Source organism: Hwangdonia seohaensis, from assembly GCF_031932625.1.
Classification (GTDB): Bacteria; Bacteroidota; Bacteroidia; order Flavobacteriales; family Flavobacteriaceae; genus Hwangdonia; species Hwangdonia seohaensis.
Map to the genome: position 1 here is coordinate 690679 of NZ_JAVSCK010000003.1, position 15123 is coordinate 705801.

Genomic DNA, 15123 nt, shown 5'->3' on the forward strand with positions numbered 1-15123 from the left:
ATTTATAGTTGGTAAAAATAGTTATTTTTGTTTCAATGAAAGCATTAGATATTTCGGTAATTATTAGTACATACAATCATCCTGATTGGTTAGAAAAAGTATTTTGGAGCTACGAGTTTCAAACTTTTAAAAATTTTGAAGTTGTAATTGCTGATGATGGCTCTGATGAAGCTACAAGGCTACTAATCGATAAATTGAAAAGTGAAGTAAATTACCCTATTCAACATGTTTGGCATGAAGATAATGGTTTTCAAAAAACAATTATATTAAATAAGGCTATTGTAAAAAGCAAAGGGAAGTATTTAGTGTTTACCGATGGAGATTGTATTGCTAGACAAGATTTTTTAAAAGTACATGCTTATAAAAGGAGAAAGGGTTATTTTTTGTCTGGAGGTTATTTTAAACTACCAATGAATATTAGTAGTTTGATTTCCAAAGAAGATATAAAACAACAGTTGTGTTTTGATATTAATTGGCTCAAAGCTAATGGCTTAAAATCCTCATTTAAAAATAATAAAATTAGTGCTAGAGGTATTAAACAAATCCTTCTTAATACATTTACACCAACTACTAAATCTTGGAATGGGCATAATTCCTCTGGTTATAAAAGCGATATTATCGAAACCAACGGATTTGATGAACGTATGCAATATGGAGGGGAAGATAGAGAAATGGGAGAACGACTTTTTAATGCCGGATTAAAAGTTAAGCAAATTAGGTATTATGCAATTTGTTTACATTTAAATCATAAAAGAGGCTACGTAAAACCTGAAATGATTGAAAAAAATAAAAAAATAAGAGGCGAAACCAAACGTCATAAACGTAAACGAACTGCATTTGGAATTGTAAAGTAATGCTTATTCAATTGCCTTTACTTGATATAATTAACTACCTAAAAAATCCTCAAGTTTATCAATAAACAATTCGGGTTTAAAATTTTGATATAAAGCTAATGCTTCATTTTTGTATTCCTTTTCAGGTTTTGTGTACAATTCGGGCATGTAATCTTTTAAATGCACGCTTTGGTTGTTTTCATCTTCAAAAAGATTCCACGAGGCTTTGTCAATCCACGGGGAATAAATGGCAAAGGTCTTAATATTTAATGCTTTCGCCATATTTATAGCGCCACCTTCGTTGCCAATTACCGCAGCGCAATGATGCGTTATCGCTAAAAAATCCCTTAAACTTTTCCCGAAAACATGAAATTTAATATGCTTTTTTGTTTCGGTGTGGCATAAATTTAAAATGGCTTTAGCTTCAGTTTCTTGTTTCGGAATGTAATTAAACAGAATTTGTGCACTGGTTTTCTCAACAATGGCATCAATAACCTTAGCCATATAAGGAAACGGATAGGTTTTGTTTTCTCCGCTACCCAAAACGCTGATCATAAACAACTGTTTGTTTAAATCTATTTGATGTTTTTCTAAAAATTGTTTGCTATTCGAAATCTCGCTATCGGTTAAATAAATTTTCGGTTTAATCGATGTTGTCTCAATTCCTAAAGGCTGTAACAACTGCATTCTATTAATAATGGCTAAGCCAGATTTTCCATTAGTGCTTTGTTGTCTTTTTATATGATGATGATAGAAGAGCGAACTATAATATTTATAATAAGAAATTTTGATTTTTGCCTTAGAAAAAGCCGAAATCAAATTACTGGAAAGCTTTGAATAGACATCAATTACGACATCGTATTCACGCTTTCTAATAGCTTTAGCAAGCTTTAAAAGAGCAAGTTTACTAGATTCGGCTTCCTTGGTAAAAAAGATAAAATTATCAATAAACGGATGGTGCTCTACAACAGGAAAAGTATGCTCGTTAATCAAATAGTCCAACTGGGCATTTGGGTATTTCTGTCTAAGTGCCTCAAACAGTATACTGCTTGTAAGCACATCGCCAATCATTTTTTGTTGTATTACTAAAATTTTCATACTTCAAATTTAAAATCCCAAATTCCAAAAACTAAATTCCAATAAAAGTTTCTATTGGAATTTGGTTTTTTTACTTTTTGAAATTTACGAGCAGAGCGGGTTTAAACTGCTACATCGTGCTCGCGTAACGCATCGTTAAGCGATGTTTTTTTGTTGGTACTTTCTTTACGCTTACCAATTATTAAAGCACAAGGTACATTATAGCTGCCCGACGGAAAATCTTTAGCGTAACTGCCCGGAATAACCACAGAACGTGCGGGTACTCTACCTTTATATTCAATTGGCTCATCACCAGTAACATCTATTATTTTTGTACTCATCGTTAAAACCACACCAGCGCCTAAAACCGCTTCGGTCTCTACGCGAACGCCTTCAACAACTATACAGCGACTGCCAATAAAGGCATTGTCCTCAATAATTACGGGTGCTGCTTGTAAAGGTTCTAAAACGCCACCAATACCAACACCACCAGATAAGTGTACGTTTTTGCCAATTTGCGCACAGCTACCAACAGTGGCCCAAGTATCAACCATAGTGCCCTCATCAACATAGGCACCAATATTTACATAACTCGGCATTAATATGGTACCGCTGGAAATGTAGGCTCCGTGGCGTGCAACTGCATGCGGTACAACACGTATGCCTTTTTCTGCATAACCTCTTTTTAAAGGAATTTTATCATGAAATTCCATGGGCCCAGCTTCAATAGTTTCCATTTTTTGGATAGGGAAGTATAAAACCACGGCTTTTTTAACCCATTCGTTAACCTGCCATCCATTTGCAATTGGTTTGGCCACTCGCAGTTCGCCTTTATCTAATAACTCGATAACGCTTCTAATGGCAGAGGTTGTTGATTCTTCCTTTAAAAGATCTCTGTTGTTCCAAGCGTTTTCAATGGTTTGTTGTAATTCTGTCATTGGTAATTATATTTTAAGCAAATATAATGTCTATCATTCGAAAAACTAAGGGAAACGGCTATAATATCCGTTGCATATTTGGTAAAAATTACAGCTTTATATAACGAATTTTATAAAAATATAAAGATGATTTTCACTTTTAATGAAACAAATAAATCGGTAAAATGCAATTCGAGAGTATTTAATCCATGAAAACATGCTGTTTGTCTGTTCGTCGATAGAAATCATACCGTTTTCTAATCATCGAGAATCTAAGGTCTTATAACTAATTTATTGTGTTAAACTTTAATGCGCTTCTATATTTGAACCATCAAACAAATAAACCTGATGAAAACAAAGATTTACACATTATTAGTTTTATTACTTTCTTTTTCTTTTGCAAACGCTCAAGATACTGTAGTAAAAGTTGAAACTGAAAATACGATTACGGTTTCTGACAATAATGAAGATGTTACTATTACTGTTGAAAGTGATGAGAATGTTGTAAATAAAGTAGAAGTTAAAACGGATAAAACTGAAGCTACCGAAGTAAAAGAAAATATAGCACGAACTAATAGCGATATCAGAGTATATTTAAACCGTGTAAGAAAGGTTGAAAATATTAAATGGTTATTTCCTAAAATAAATAAGGCTAAAGTAGCATAAAAAGAAAGTTCAAAATTAATATTTAAGGTTAAATTACTGGAAAGACTGTCTGTAAAGACGGTCTTTTTTATTTTATTAAAAAATAATTCTTGAGGATAATTTGTCTCAAGATTTCCATTGAAATTGTCATTCCCGTGAAATCGCAAGATTTATGAATTCATTATTATAAAATCATTAAGCAATGAATAAAACTGGGATCTAAATAAAGGATTCAATAGAATTCTTTATTACTTTTGCGCAAAAGGTATTTATGGCTCGCATTTTAGCAATAGATTATGGTAAAAAGAGAACTGGAATAGCGGTAACAGACGAGTTGCAGATTATTGCTTCAGGCCTAACCACTGTCGATACCAAAGTACTTATTCAGTTTTTAAAAGACTATACAAGTAAAGAAAAAGTGGAGTTGTTTTTAGTGGGCGAGCCTAAGCAAATGGATAATACAGCTTCTGAAAGCGAAACACTCATACAACCATTTTTAATAAAGCTAGAGAAGCAATTCCCTGATACTCCAATAGTTAGGGTCGACGAGCGCTTTACCTCAAAAATGGCTTTTCAAACCATGATTGATAGTGGTTTAAAAAAGCAACAACGCAAAAACAAAGCCCTAATTGACGAGATTAGCGCCACACTTATTTTGCAAAGTTATTTATATTCCAAATAATTTTTTTTTATCATAAGAAAATATGTACTTTTAATTTTTTATTTACAAAACCTAACCTTATTTATTATGAAAAAAAATTACATTATTTTATTATTGATTTCTGTATTCAGCTTTAGTCTAGCATATGCAGAGCCTTGTCCCAACGGTGGAGGTACAACTTCTTCTGGGGGCACAAAAATCTTTTTATCTTACTTGCCGGCAACCTCTTTTTGTGTAAACAGGCCCGCCAGCATTGAGGTTAATGGAACCTCTACCTTTACACTGGAAGTAGCTTCCTGCTCCGAAACTACATCTGTTTATAACCTTACAAGCGGTCCAGCTATTGTTGGTCAGGATTTTACAATAACATCTGGTTTCGATACCAATTGTTCATATTCTGGAGGTACGCTGCCTGTAGATAAAAACACTCTTGAAGCTAATATGGAAATATCCCCTAATCCACTTAAAAGCGATAATACACTAAAATTGTCATTTGCTTTTCCGGTAAAGGCCAGTATTGGTGTTTATAATATTACTGGAAAAAGAATAATTGAAGATAATATGAGTAACCAAGATAATAAGGAACTTAACATTGCCCATTTGCCTAATGGCATTTATATCTTGAATATTTCAACCGAAAAAGCAACTGCTATTAGAAAAATTGTAGTAGCGCGGTAATGAAACTTGTTATAAAAAAAACTCCTTTTTAAGGAGTTTTTTTTATGCCCAAAAACCGCTAATTAACTAGTAAGTATTGTATTTTTGCAAAAATTAAATATTGAAACCGGAATGATTTTACCAATTGTAGCCTATGGCGACGCTGTTTTAAAAAAGAAATGTGCCGATATTACCAAAGAATACCCAAATTTAGATGCACTTCTAGAAAACATGTTCGAAACCATGTACAATGCTTTTGGCGTTGGTTTGGCAGCTCCACAAATAGGATTACCAATTCGTTTGTTTTTAGTCGATACAACTCCATTTTCTGAAGACGAAGAGCTTTCAGAAGACGAGCAAAAAGCGTTAAAAGGGTTTAAACGTGTTTTTATCAACGCTAAAATTATAAAAGAGGAAGGCGACGAATGGGCATTCAACGAAGGCTGTTTGAGCATTCCAGATGTTAGGGAAGATGTGTTTAGGCAACCAAAAATTACGGTTGAATATTTGGATGAGCATTTTAAAAAACACACCGAAGTTTTTGATGGTTTAATTGCCAGAGTGATTCAGCATGAATACGATCATATTGAAGGCATTTTGTTCACCGACAAATTATCAAGCTTAAAAAAACGCTTGATAAAAGGAAAACTAAATAATATTTCCAAAGGAAAAATCAATGTCGATTACCGCATGCGTTTTCCGGTCCAAAAAAAGAAACGATAATAGTTGCATCATTGTATTAAACAGTTGATATTTGCCACTTTCAAAAAAATAAAAATTTATGGGTTTAGATAAAGTTTTAGCCATTTCGGGAAAACCAGGTTTATTCAAATTAATTGCGCAAACCAGAGGCGGTTTTGTTGCAGAGTCCTTAATAGATAACAAGCGTATATCTGTAAGTTTACAGCAAAACGTAAGCGTTTTAAGCGAAATTGCAATATATACTTTAACCGAAGAAATTCCATTAAGAGATGTGTTGGCGAAGATTAAAGAAAAAGAAAACGGCGAGCCAACAAGCATTAAACCAAAAGACAGTAAAGATAAATTAGAAGAATATTTCTTTGACGTGTTGCCAGAATACGATGAAGATAGGGTGTATGCAAGCGATATAAAAAAGGTTTTGCAATGGTACAACTTATTGCAACAACACAATATGTTAGAGCTGTTGGACGGTAATAAAGAGGAGACAAAAACCCAAGATGAAGAAGAATAGTTTAAGCTATTTTAAATAGAAGAAACCTCCAAAATTTGGAGGTTTTTTTATGCCTTTTTTTAAGAGTAATTTAAGATATGTAAGGATATAAAAAGTGTTTTAAGTGCTTTATTTTGGTTAGTTTTGAGGAGTTGTTTTACATTATATTTTTTATACATCATGAAAATTAATAAGCCCAAAAAAAGTACCATCGTTTTTTTAATCATTGTAGCCGTTTTATTAATTCCGCAAACTCGAAAACCTATACAAGTGTTTGTTCAGAAAGGCTTAGCGTTAATTGGCCCATCCATAATAGATGATAATAAGCAGTCTAGTATAGCGGATTACAATTGGAAGTTGAAAGATGAAAGCGGAACCATTTTTAATTTCGAAGAAAACAAAGAAAAAGTCATATTGATTAATTTTTGGGCCACTTGGTGTCCGCCGTGTATTGCGGAAATGCCTAGTCTTCAAAAACTTTACGATGACTATAACGATAAAATTGAGTTTGTATTTGTTTCAGATGAATCATTCAAAAAAATAAATTCGTATTTAGAAAAAAACAACTATACTTTTAAGGTTTATAATGAAGCTTCAAGATCAGATTTCTTCGATGTGAGAGGTATTCCAAGAACGTTTTTAATTGACAAGCAAGGCAAGGTGGTAATTGATAAAACTGGTGCTGCCAATTGGAACAGCGATTCGGTTAGAAATACCATTGATGCGTTGCTTAAAAAATAGAACGCTTTAATATGTTTTCTTTTTTCATAAAATTTGCTATAATTTTAATGCCTATAAAAAAGGATATTTATGAAAATTGTGGTATTAGATGGTTACACCCTTAATCCAGGTGATTTAAGTTGGGAAGGCATTGAGCAATTTGGCGATTTGGTGGTTTATGACCGAACGGGTTTTGATACTGAAGAAATCATAAAAAACATAGGAGATGCAGAGGCTGTTTTTACCAATAAAACACCTTTACCAAAAGCTGTTTTAACACAAGTGCCTCACTTAAAATACATTAGTGTTTTGGCAACTGGTTACAATATAATCGACGTTGAAGTTGCAAAGACCTTAGGCATTGTAGTTGCCAATGTGCCCACATACGGAACACAGGCTGTTGCGCAATTTGCTATGGCATTACTGTTAGAGATGTGCCATCATGTTGGCGATCATTCTAAAGCAGTAAAAGATGGCGAGTGGACCAAATCATTGGATTTTTGTTTTTGGAATACACCACTAATAGAGTTGGATGGAAAAACCATGGGCATTATTGGTTTTGGGCAAATTGGTCAAGCCACTGCCAAAATAGCCCAAGCTTTTGGATTGAATATTTTGGCTTATAACCGAAGCAAAAACCTAGAATTAGAAACAGAAACTTGCAAATATGTTTCGCTGGACGAATTATTAAAATCATCAGATATCATTAGTTTGCACTGTCCACAAACCAAGGCTACAACCGGCATTATCAACAAAAATAATATTGATAAAATGAAAGATGGCGTAATGGTAATAAATACATCTCGTGGCGGATTGATAGTTGAGGAAGATTTAAAAGAGGCCCTAAACTCGGGTAAAGTATCAGGGGCAGCCGTTGATGTGGTTGAAGCAGAACCGATACAAGCAGATAACCCCTTGTTAAAAGCTAAAAACTGTATTATTACGCCACACATTGCTTGGGCGCCAAAGGCATCTCGAACTAGAATGATGGAAACTGCAGTTGAAAATTTAAAAGCTTATTTAAATGGGCATCCAATTAATGTGGTCAATTAGCGGTTTTTTAGCATAAAACTGTTGTAAAACCCATTTTTGCTTTTAATCAGAAACAATACTGATCTTCTAATTATTAATACCTTTGCAATTAATACTAATGGCTAATATGAGTATTCGGAATATCAAGTGCCTTAACTGTGGTATTTATAATGTTAACAGAGATTATTGCTCTAATTGCAATGCGGTTTTATCGTATAAAAAACGTCGTGAATTAGCATACAAAAAAGAAGAAGAAGCCCGTTTGGAACGACGCCGTTTGGAAAAAGAAAACAACCCGTCGTTTTATGCAAGATACAAAGACCATCGTTTTTTTCTTGTGCGTGCATTTGTGAAGCTACTTAGGTCCATTTGGGTGGTTGTAATGTCTATTGGTATGTTTATCGCTTGGATAATAACAACTATTGCGGCATGAAGATTTTAAAACATCCTCTATTTATAATAGTTTGCATCATGGCCATTGGTATTTATGTGTCAAAAATAAGTCATGTGGCATTACCTAATTGGGTCTATTTTTATCTGGGTGATTTACTGTGTATGCCTTTTGTTTTAAGTTTATGTTTGGTGGCAGTTCGCATAATAAAAAACGACGATAGTTTATATATTCCGTTGGGACCTATTATAGCGTTAACAGCATTTTATGCCTTGTATTTTGAGTGGTTGTTGCCGCAGTACAATGCCCGTTATACTGGTGATATTATTGATGTTGTCATGTATATTCTAGGTTCAGCCCTGTTTTATGTATTTCAAAAACGATTAAGTTGGTAGTGTTTTAGACGCACTTTAAAACCACAAGTTCTTAACTAAAGCGTTCTAAAAAAAGCCTTTATAAAACTCAGGGAAAAAAGAGAGGACATAATTTTTATGTCTTCAAAAAAAGAAGATTCCTCATCAAGAAATTTAAACAAGGTTTCCACCGAATTTTCAACATAAAACTGTTGGAATATCCATTCGCCTTTATGGTTTTCATCTTTTAAAACCTTTAAAAACACTTTATCATAAAACTTGTATTTGCTTTTAAACAAATGGTTTGAAAGCGTTTTGTTGGCTTTTATATTCTCAATAATTTTTGCAGTCTTTTTTTCGGTGTGTTTAAACGAATAGCCCGTAGAACCTTTAACCCAACCACCGCCTGTGCCAATTTTAGTGATGCGCCTGGTGTTGTGTTTTTCAAAAGGAAAACTGGTCATTGGTATTTGTCCGGTTTCGGTTTCAACAATGGTATAATTGTCAATTTTCAGATATTCCTTAATATAGGTTTTAATGAATTTGTCATAAATTTCTTCATCTACAAGCTGCTCGGTAAAATAAGTAAACTCCACCAAAGCTTCGGTTTTCGAGAATGGCAAAACGTAAGTGAATGTAGTTTGGTTGCCGTCTTTTAAACGATAATCCATCATAATAACTTTAGAATCATCAAACGCCTTATAATCAGTGTTAATGATCCAACCTTTAAAATGTTGGATGATGGAAATACCGTGATTTGGATTTACTGAAAAGGATTCCGGAATTCGGCTATCAAATAAATGGACAGCTGTAAAAGTATTTTGTCTGGTGGTTACAAATACGCTGCCGTTTTCTTCTTTAACAGATTCCACACGGTCTATTATAAAATGAATGTTATTGTTTTTTTTCAGCTTTGCTTTGGCTTCTTTATAAAAATCAATAGAACGAATGGATTTATAAACATAGGGCTTTAGCTGTAAATCGATGATTTTTTTTGAAGTAATTACCGATGCTTTTCTCCAGGATTTATGAATGATATTATTCCATTGAGAATCTTCGGTTTCCCAAAAACTCCAGGTTTTGTCGTTTACGTTTTTTTCAGAAGAGTCGATTAACGCAATTTCCTTATCATTAAAAAACGCATCGGAAGCCATTTTTAAAGCCAGTTGGAAACCCGCTAAACCATTTCCTATAATGATGTAATCGAAATGGGATTTATCAAACATCGAATATAAAAGGTGTTATTTTTTAAAATATTTAAAAGGCACGAACAGCATCCCGAAACATTCGCCCTTTTCTTTGCCTAAGTGCTTGTGGTGTATTTTGTGGGCACGCCGTACACCTTTGGCGTACCAATTATTGGCGTTTCTAAAGAGTTTAAAACGCTGGTGAATAAAAATATCGTGTACAATAAAATACGATAAGCCGTAAGCGAAAATACCAATGCCAATGGGCAGACCAATCCAAAGCTCGTTATACCTCCAAAGCAAAAAAAAGGTAATGCTAACTATGGCGTAAAAAATAAAAAACAAATCGTTGCGCTCAAACCAACTATCGTGGTCTTTTTTATGATGGTCTTTATGTAAATGCCATAAAAACCCGTGCATGATATATTTATGTGTAAACCACGCCATAAATTCCATAAAGCAATACGTGCCTAAAAAAACAAGTATCCAAAGTAAAGTTTGCATAGCTTAAAATTACATTAATTTTAGTTGATATTTTACATAACTTCGCATTAAGAGTTCTACTTTTTTCGGGTTTGAAACTCTAATGCGTGTATTTTTAATTTGTAAAGCTGGTGTTTTTTTTAGTTTCTTCAATAACTGTCTGTAATATCTGTATGCCATAAATACACCAAATTTGGCTTCAATAGGCAACTTTTTTATACCGCTCAATCCTTTTTCAAAATCCAATTCAATATCATCAATGATGTTTTGTTTAGAGGTTTCATCAAGGTTTTTCAAATCTGTATTCGGAAAATAAGTTCGGTTCAATCCTTCAAAGTCTGCTTTTAAATCTCTTAAAAAATTCACTTTTTGAAACGCAGAGCCCAATGCCATAGCCGTTTCCTTTAGTTCATTGTATTTTTCGGCATCGCCTTTTACAAATACTTTTAAACACATGAGCCCAACAACATCGGCCGAACCATAAATGTATGCTTTAAATTCCTCTTCGGTTAAATATTTGGTTTTGTGTAAATCCATTCGCATACTATTCATAAAGTCATCAACTAAATCTTTATCGATGTTGTATTTGTGAAAGGTGTGTTGAAATGAATTTAATATAGGGTTTAAGCTGATTTTATGTTTTAAGGCGAGTTCTAAATCTTCATTAAATCTATTAAATAGCACTTCTTTGTTGTAATTATGGAAAGAATCAACAATTTCGTCTGCAAAACGCACAAAACCATAAATGTTATAAATATGACCTCTTATAGTACCATGCAACATTTTTGTAGCCAACGAAAAAGACGTGCTGTACGTTTTGGTTACAAGCTTGCTGGAATTATACGAAACGGTATCGAAAAGTGATTTCATGTTATTAACTATGGTGTTTAGATACGAGGTTTGCCACTAATTTTCCTGAGATTAACGATGGTGGTACTCCGGGACCAGGGACCGTTAATTGCCCCGTGAAATACAAATTGCTTACTTTTTTACTTTTTAATTTAGGTCTTAAAAAGGCTGTTTGAAGTAGCGTATTAGCCATACCGTAAGCGTTGCCTTTGTATGAATTGTAATCGTTTATAAAATCGTTAATGCAAAAACTTTCCTTAAATATAATATTGTTTTTTACACTTTGCGAGGTTAAATTTTCAAATCTTGTAATTATTTTTTCAAAGTATTGCTCTCTAAGTTCTTGGGTGTCTTCAAGACCCGGTGCAAGCGGAATTAAAAATATGCCGGCTTCTTTTCCTTCGGGGGCGGTACTAGAATCGGTTTTACTGGGGAAACTGGCATAAAAAAGTGGATTTTCCGGCCATTTTGGGTTATCGTAAATCGCTTTGGCGTGGGTTTCAAAATCTACATCAAAAAATAAAGTGTGATGATTTACATGTTTTAGTTTCTTGTTAAAACCAACATAAAACAGTAGGGAAGATGGAGCGAATATTTTTTTGCTCCAATATTTTTCTGAGTACTGTCTGTATGGTTTTTCCAAAAGGGTTTCGGTATGATGATAATCTGCGCCACTAACTACAATATCAGAAATATAGGTTTCACCGTTTGAAACAATGCCTTTAGCCACACTGTTTTTAACGATGATTTTATCAATAGGAGAATTTGTTTTAATGGTTACACCAAGCTCTCTTGCGAGGTTTTCCATAGCTAAAATTACTTGATACATGCCTTTTTTGGGGTGAAATGTGCCCAAACCAAAATCGGCATAATTCATAAAACTGTAAAATGATGGTGTGTCACTGGGTTTGGCGCCTAAAAATAAAACGGGGAATTCTAAAATTTTAATCAATCTCTCGTTTTTAAATTCCTTTCTAACATTTCTTTTTATGGTGCTAAAAAACTGATTGATTTTTTTAACGGTTGTTGGTGTGATGAGTTCTAATGGAGAAATTCCCGGGTTGTAAACCAAATCTTTTATGGCCACATCGTAATTATCTTTAGCGTCTTTAATAAATTTTTTCAGTTTATTGGAACTTCCGGATTCTTCTTTTTCAAACGCTAGAATAATTTTTTCGAGAGTGTCTTCAATGGTGATAAAATCGTCTTTTCCAAAATAAACGCTGTAAGCTGGGTTCAGCTTTTCTAATGTATAATAATCTGAAGGTTTTTTGTTGAAATCGGCAAAGAACCGCTCAAAAACATCGGGCATCCAATACCAAGTGGGACCAATATCAAAAACAAATCCGTCTTTTTTAAGTTGCCTTGCGCGACCACCAATGGTTTTGTTTTTTTCAAAAATGGTTACGCTGTAGCCCTCTTGTGCTAAATAACAAGAAGCAGCTAACGACGAAAATCCTGAGCCTATTATATTTACTGTTTGTTTCATTTGTTTAACAAATATACAAAAAAGTTAAACAAATATACAAATTAATTATAAATCTTTTATCAGGTTTTCAATAGAATTAAACACATTTATCTTCTTTGGTAGCTTTGATAATTCTACAGAAGCGAGTTTTGGTCCTAAAACCAAAAAATCAGAGGTTTTGTCTATTAGCAACAATTCGTTAAATTTATTTAAATAATCTTCAATGGTTTCTGCTTCAGGATATATTGTGAAATAGGATATAAATGTGATGTCGTCAAAAAATTCGTGTAAATCTTTTAAACTATCCATGGGGACGCTTTCGCCAAGAAAAATAGTGTGGTAACCTTTGCTTCTTAATTGATAGTTTATAAATAACAAACCAATATCGTGAATTTCATTTTCCGGCAAAAACAGCACAAAGGTTTTTGATTTTGGTTTAGGTTCTAAACTTTGTAACCTTTCAATATTTATAAGAATTTTTTGTTTTATGTGATTGGATATAAAATGTTCGTTCGCAGGTGTAATGGTGCTTGTTTGCCATAGCAACCCAACGTCGTTTAGTAAAGGCAGAAAAACAGTGTAAAATATTTCGCTAAAGGTTTTCTTTTCTATAAGGTTATTGTAGGTGTTGTAAAAAAGAACTTGATCAAAATTAATCATGGCCATTTTAAAGGCGTTAATCGCATGGTCTTCCACCTGAGCCCTGGACGCAATTTCTCTAACTTTTATTGGTATTTCTTCTTCTTTTAAATTCGCAATTTTGGAGATTTTTAATCCGTTGTTGTTTAAATAAGAGATGTTTAATAGTTTTTGTAAACTGGATAAACTGTAATTTCTAATATTGGTTTCTGTTCTGTTTGGGCTAAGTAAGTTATAGCGTTTTTCCCAAATTCTTATGGTGTGAGCCTTTATACCGCTAAGGTTTTCCAAATCTTTTATGCTGAAGTTGACCTGAATATTGTTCATTTATAATTAATTTATGTTAAACAAAAATATAAATAATAATCAATAAATTGGCCAAATAAAACTAAATACTTGATATGGGAATTTTTTTTTGAAGTAAAAGTGCGCACGAGAAGATTCGAACTTCCACATCCTAAACGGATACTGGCCCCTCAAGCCAGCGCGTCTACCAATTCCGCCACGTGCGCATAATGAAGAGTGCAAAAATAAAGAAAGTTAAGTGAATAAACTCAACTTTTTCGTCACTGATTTTTGAAATTTCAATTTAATTCTGAATTTTAGGCAATCGCAGGTTTTTGATCAATTATTAAAAACTAGGATGAGCAGGTGATAGGTTTATTGAATTTTTAATACATCAAATTTGTTTTCATTCATATTCAGTATTAATACAAAGGTTAAATAGACGGTGTAGACCTAAAATAATTTCAGCCACACCATACACGAGGTTTGCTTAATTTCATATAATTTTGAAAAAAATGCTTTAATCAATTTAAAGAATACTATAATTGTTAAAGTAAAATTTGAGTTAAGTTGAACCTGGTTATCATAATTTAAAAACAAACTATGGGTTTTAAAAAAGTAAGTCTAAAGGATATTTCAAAAGAATTAGGGGTCTCTCAGTCTTTGATTTCATTTGTTATGAATGGAAAAGCAAAAGAGATGCGGGTAAGTGATGCCATGGTTGAAAAAATACTTAAAAAAGCAGATGAAATGGGCTATAAAGCCAACCCCATGGCTCAAGCTTTAAGAACGGGAAAATCGAATACCATTGGACTTATAGTTGCAGATATTTCAAATTCATTTTATTCTAAAATAGCTCGTAGCATTGAAGATGAGGCGACCGAACATGGGTATCATGTAATTTTTGGAAGCTCGGACGAGAGTGATAAAAGATCTACAGAGTTGATCAATTTATTTTATGACAAAAAAATTGATGGCCTAATTATATCTCCAGCCAAAGGCGATCGAGATAATTTATTGAAGTTGCAAAACGATGGCTTTCCCATAGTATTAATAGATAGATATTTTTCAGAAAACGAAAGCAATATCGTAGTGGCCAATAATTTATCGGGATCTTATGAGATTGTAAAAAGGTTAATTAAAAATGGCAATAAAAAAATAGGATACATTACCCACGGAACGGATTCTTCGGTGGTGATGTACAGATATCAAGGGTATGTTCAAGCACTTGAAGAGTTTGAATTAGAACTCAATCACCAAATAATTAGAGAGGTTTCCCATATTAATAATGAGAAAGAAATAGAATCTAATGTTAAGGATTTGATAGAGAACCACAATATTGACTCGATTTTTTTCTTTAACAATACCATGGCCATTGAAGGCGGAAAGATCATTAGGGAATACAACAAGTTAAGTGGTAGAAATTTGGGAATTGGTTGTTTTGACAGTTCTAGATATTTGGAGTTATTGGATATTCCTTATGTTTCCGCAGTTCAACAAGTTGAAAAATTAGGCGAAGTTTCAATGAGGCTGTTAATGCGCCAAATAAATTCAGTTTCTCAACTGAATGAAAAAAAAGTATTAACAGCAAGACTTATAGATAAACTTAACTAAAATAGGGCGGTTTGCTCTGTTTAGAGGAATTAAAAAATCAGAACCAATCGTTTTATTGAAAATTCAATTAGGATTTTAACAAATAATTATATATTATTGTAAGCTAAATGGATTTAGCAA

At 33.2% G+C, this 15123-nt stretch carries 18 protein-coding genes and 1 tRNA gene; 11 read left to right on the top strand and 8 right to left on the bottom strand.

Features of this window, described 5'->3' with window-relative positions; all coding sequences use genetic code 11:
* Positions 1-35: 35 nt before the first annotated feature.
* Entirely contained in the window at positions 36-854 is an 819-nt protein-coding gene (locus tag RNZ47_RS12095; protein ID WP_311940340.1) for a glycosyltransferase family 2 protein, read from the top strand.
* A 30-nt stretch (positions 855-884) separates the two neighbouring features.
* Here the strand turns inward: RNZ47_RS12095 and RNZ47_RS12100 are convergent, their stop codons facing one another.
* Both RNZ47_RS12100 and RNZ47_RS12105 read right to left on the bottom strand, forming a co-directional pair.
* Positions 885-1931, bottom strand: a complete 1047-nt coding sequence (locus RNZ47_RS12100) for a glycosyltransferase family 9 protein (RefSeq protein WP_311940342.1) — start codon at positions 1929-1931, stop codon at positions 885-887.
* A 101-nt stretch (positions 1932-2032) separates the two neighbouring features.
* A complete protein-coding gene (locus RNZ47_RS12105; protein ID WP_311940345.1) occupies positions 2033-2848 on the bottom strand; it encodes a 2,3,4,5-tetrahydropyridine-2,6-dicarboxylate N-succinyltransferase in 816 nt (271 codons plus the stop codon).
* A gap of 327 nt (positions 2849-3175) precedes the next feature.
* On the opposite strand from RNZ47_RS12105, the gene RNZ47_RS12110 reads away from it, so the two are divergent.
* From RNZ47_RS12110 to RNZ47_RS12150, 9 genes are all read left to right on the top strand, one after another.
* Positions 3176-3493, top strand: a complete 318-nt coding sequence (locus RNZ47_RS12110) for a hypothetical protein (protein ID WP_311940347.1) — start codon at positions 3176-3178, stop codon at positions 3491-3493.
* Between the two features lie 250 nt (positions 3494-3743).
* A complete protein-coding gene (gene ruvX / locus RNZ47_RS12115; protein WP_311940349.1) occupies positions 3744-4154 on the top strand; it encodes a Holliday junction resolvase RuvX in 411 nt (136 codons plus the stop codon).
* 66 nt (positions 4155-4220) lie between these two features.
* Positions 4221-4811, top strand: a complete 591-nt coding sequence (locus RNZ47_RS12120; RefSeq protein WP_311940352.1) for a T9SS type A sorting domain-containing protein — start codon at positions 4221-4223, stop codon at positions 4809-4811.
* A 111-nt stretch (positions 4812-4922) separates the two neighbouring features.
* The gene (gene def / locus RNZ47_RS12125; protein ID WP_311940354.1) at positions 4923-5513 is read left to right on the top strand and encodes a peptide deformylase; all 591 of its coding nucleotides are present in this window, start codon (positions 4923-4925) and stop codon (positions 5511-5513) included.
* A gap of 58 nt (positions 5514-5571) precedes the next feature.
* Entirely contained in the window at positions 5572-6003 is a 432-nt protein-coding gene (locus RNZ47_RS12130) for a DUF5606 family protein (protein WP_311940356.1), read from the top strand.
* Positions 6004-6162: 159 nt separating this feature from the next.
* Positions 6163-6723, top strand: a complete 561-nt coding sequence (locus RNZ47_RS12135; protein WP_311940358.1) for a TlpA family protein disulfide reductase — start codon at positions 6163-6165, stop codon at positions 6721-6723.
* Positions 6724-6792: 69 nt separating this feature from the next.
* Positions 6793-7755, top strand: a complete 963-nt coding sequence (locus RNZ47_RS12140) for a D-2-hydroxyacid dehydrogenase (protein WP_311940361.1) — start codon at positions 6793-6795, stop codon at positions 7753-7755.
* Between the two features lie 82 nt (positions 7756-7837).
* Entirely contained in the window at positions 7838-8167 is a 330-nt protein-coding gene (locus RNZ47_RS12145) for a hypothetical protein (protein ID WP_311940363.1), read from the top strand.
* Entirely contained in the window at positions 8164-8520 is a 357-nt protein-coding gene (locus RNZ47_RS12150; RefSeq protein ID WP_311940365.1) for a hypothetical protein, read from the top strand. The genes RNZ47_RS12145 and RNZ47_RS12150 overlap by 4 nt, the downstream gene beginning before the upstream one ends.
* Positions 8521-8555: 35 nt before the next feature.
* On the opposite strand, the gene RNZ47_RS12155 is transcribed toward RNZ47_RS12150, so the two are convergent.
* From RNZ47_RS12155 to RNZ47_RS12180, 6 genes are all read right to left on the bottom strand, one after another.
* Complete coding sequence (locus RNZ47_RS12155; protein WP_311940367.1) at positions 8556-9704, bottom strand: lycopene cyclase family protein; 1149 nt, start codon at positions 9702-9704, stop codon at positions 8556-8558.
* A gap of 15 nt (positions 9705-9719) precedes the next feature.
* The gene (locus RNZ47_RS12160; protein WP_311940369.1) at positions 9720-10169 is read right to left on the bottom strand and encodes a sterol desaturase family protein; all 450 of its coding nucleotides are present in this window, start codon (positions 10167-10169) and stop codon (positions 9720-9722) included.
* Between the two features lie 9 nt (positions 10170-10178).
* On the bottom strand, positions 10179-11018 hold the full coding sequence (locus tag RNZ47_RS12165; RefSeq protein ID WP_311940371.1) for a phytoene/squalene synthase family protein: 840 nt from the start codon (positions 11016-11018) through the stop codon (positions 10179-10181).
* A gap of 4 nt (positions 11019-11022) precedes the next feature.
* A complete protein-coding gene (gene crtID / locus RNZ47_RS12170; RefSeq protein ID WP_311940373.1) occupies positions 11023-12486 on the bottom strand; it encodes a bifunctional phytoene desaturase/3,4-desaturase in 1464 nt (487 codons plus the stop codon).
* Between the two features lie 45 nt (positions 12487-12531).
* The gene (locus RNZ47_RS12175; protein WP_311940375.1) at positions 12532-13431 is read right to left on the bottom strand and encodes a MerR family transcriptional regulator; all 900 of its coding nucleotides are present in this window, start codon (positions 13429-13431) and stop codon (positions 12532-12534) included.
* Positions 13432-13531: 100 nt separating this feature from the next.
* Positions 13532-13616: transfer RNA gene (locus RNZ47_RS12180), tRNA-Leu, on the bottom strand.
* Positions 13617-13992: 376 nt separating this feature from the next.
* Here RNZ47_RS12180 and RNZ47_RS12185 point away from each other — a divergent pair.
* Positions 13993-15003 (top strand): LacI family DNA-binding transcriptional regulator, encoded by a 1011-nt coding sequence (locus RNZ47_RS12185; RefSeq protein ID WP_311940377.1) that lies wholly within the window; start codon positions 13993-13995, stop codon positions 15001-15003.
* Positions 15004-15123: the final 120 nt, after the last annotated feature.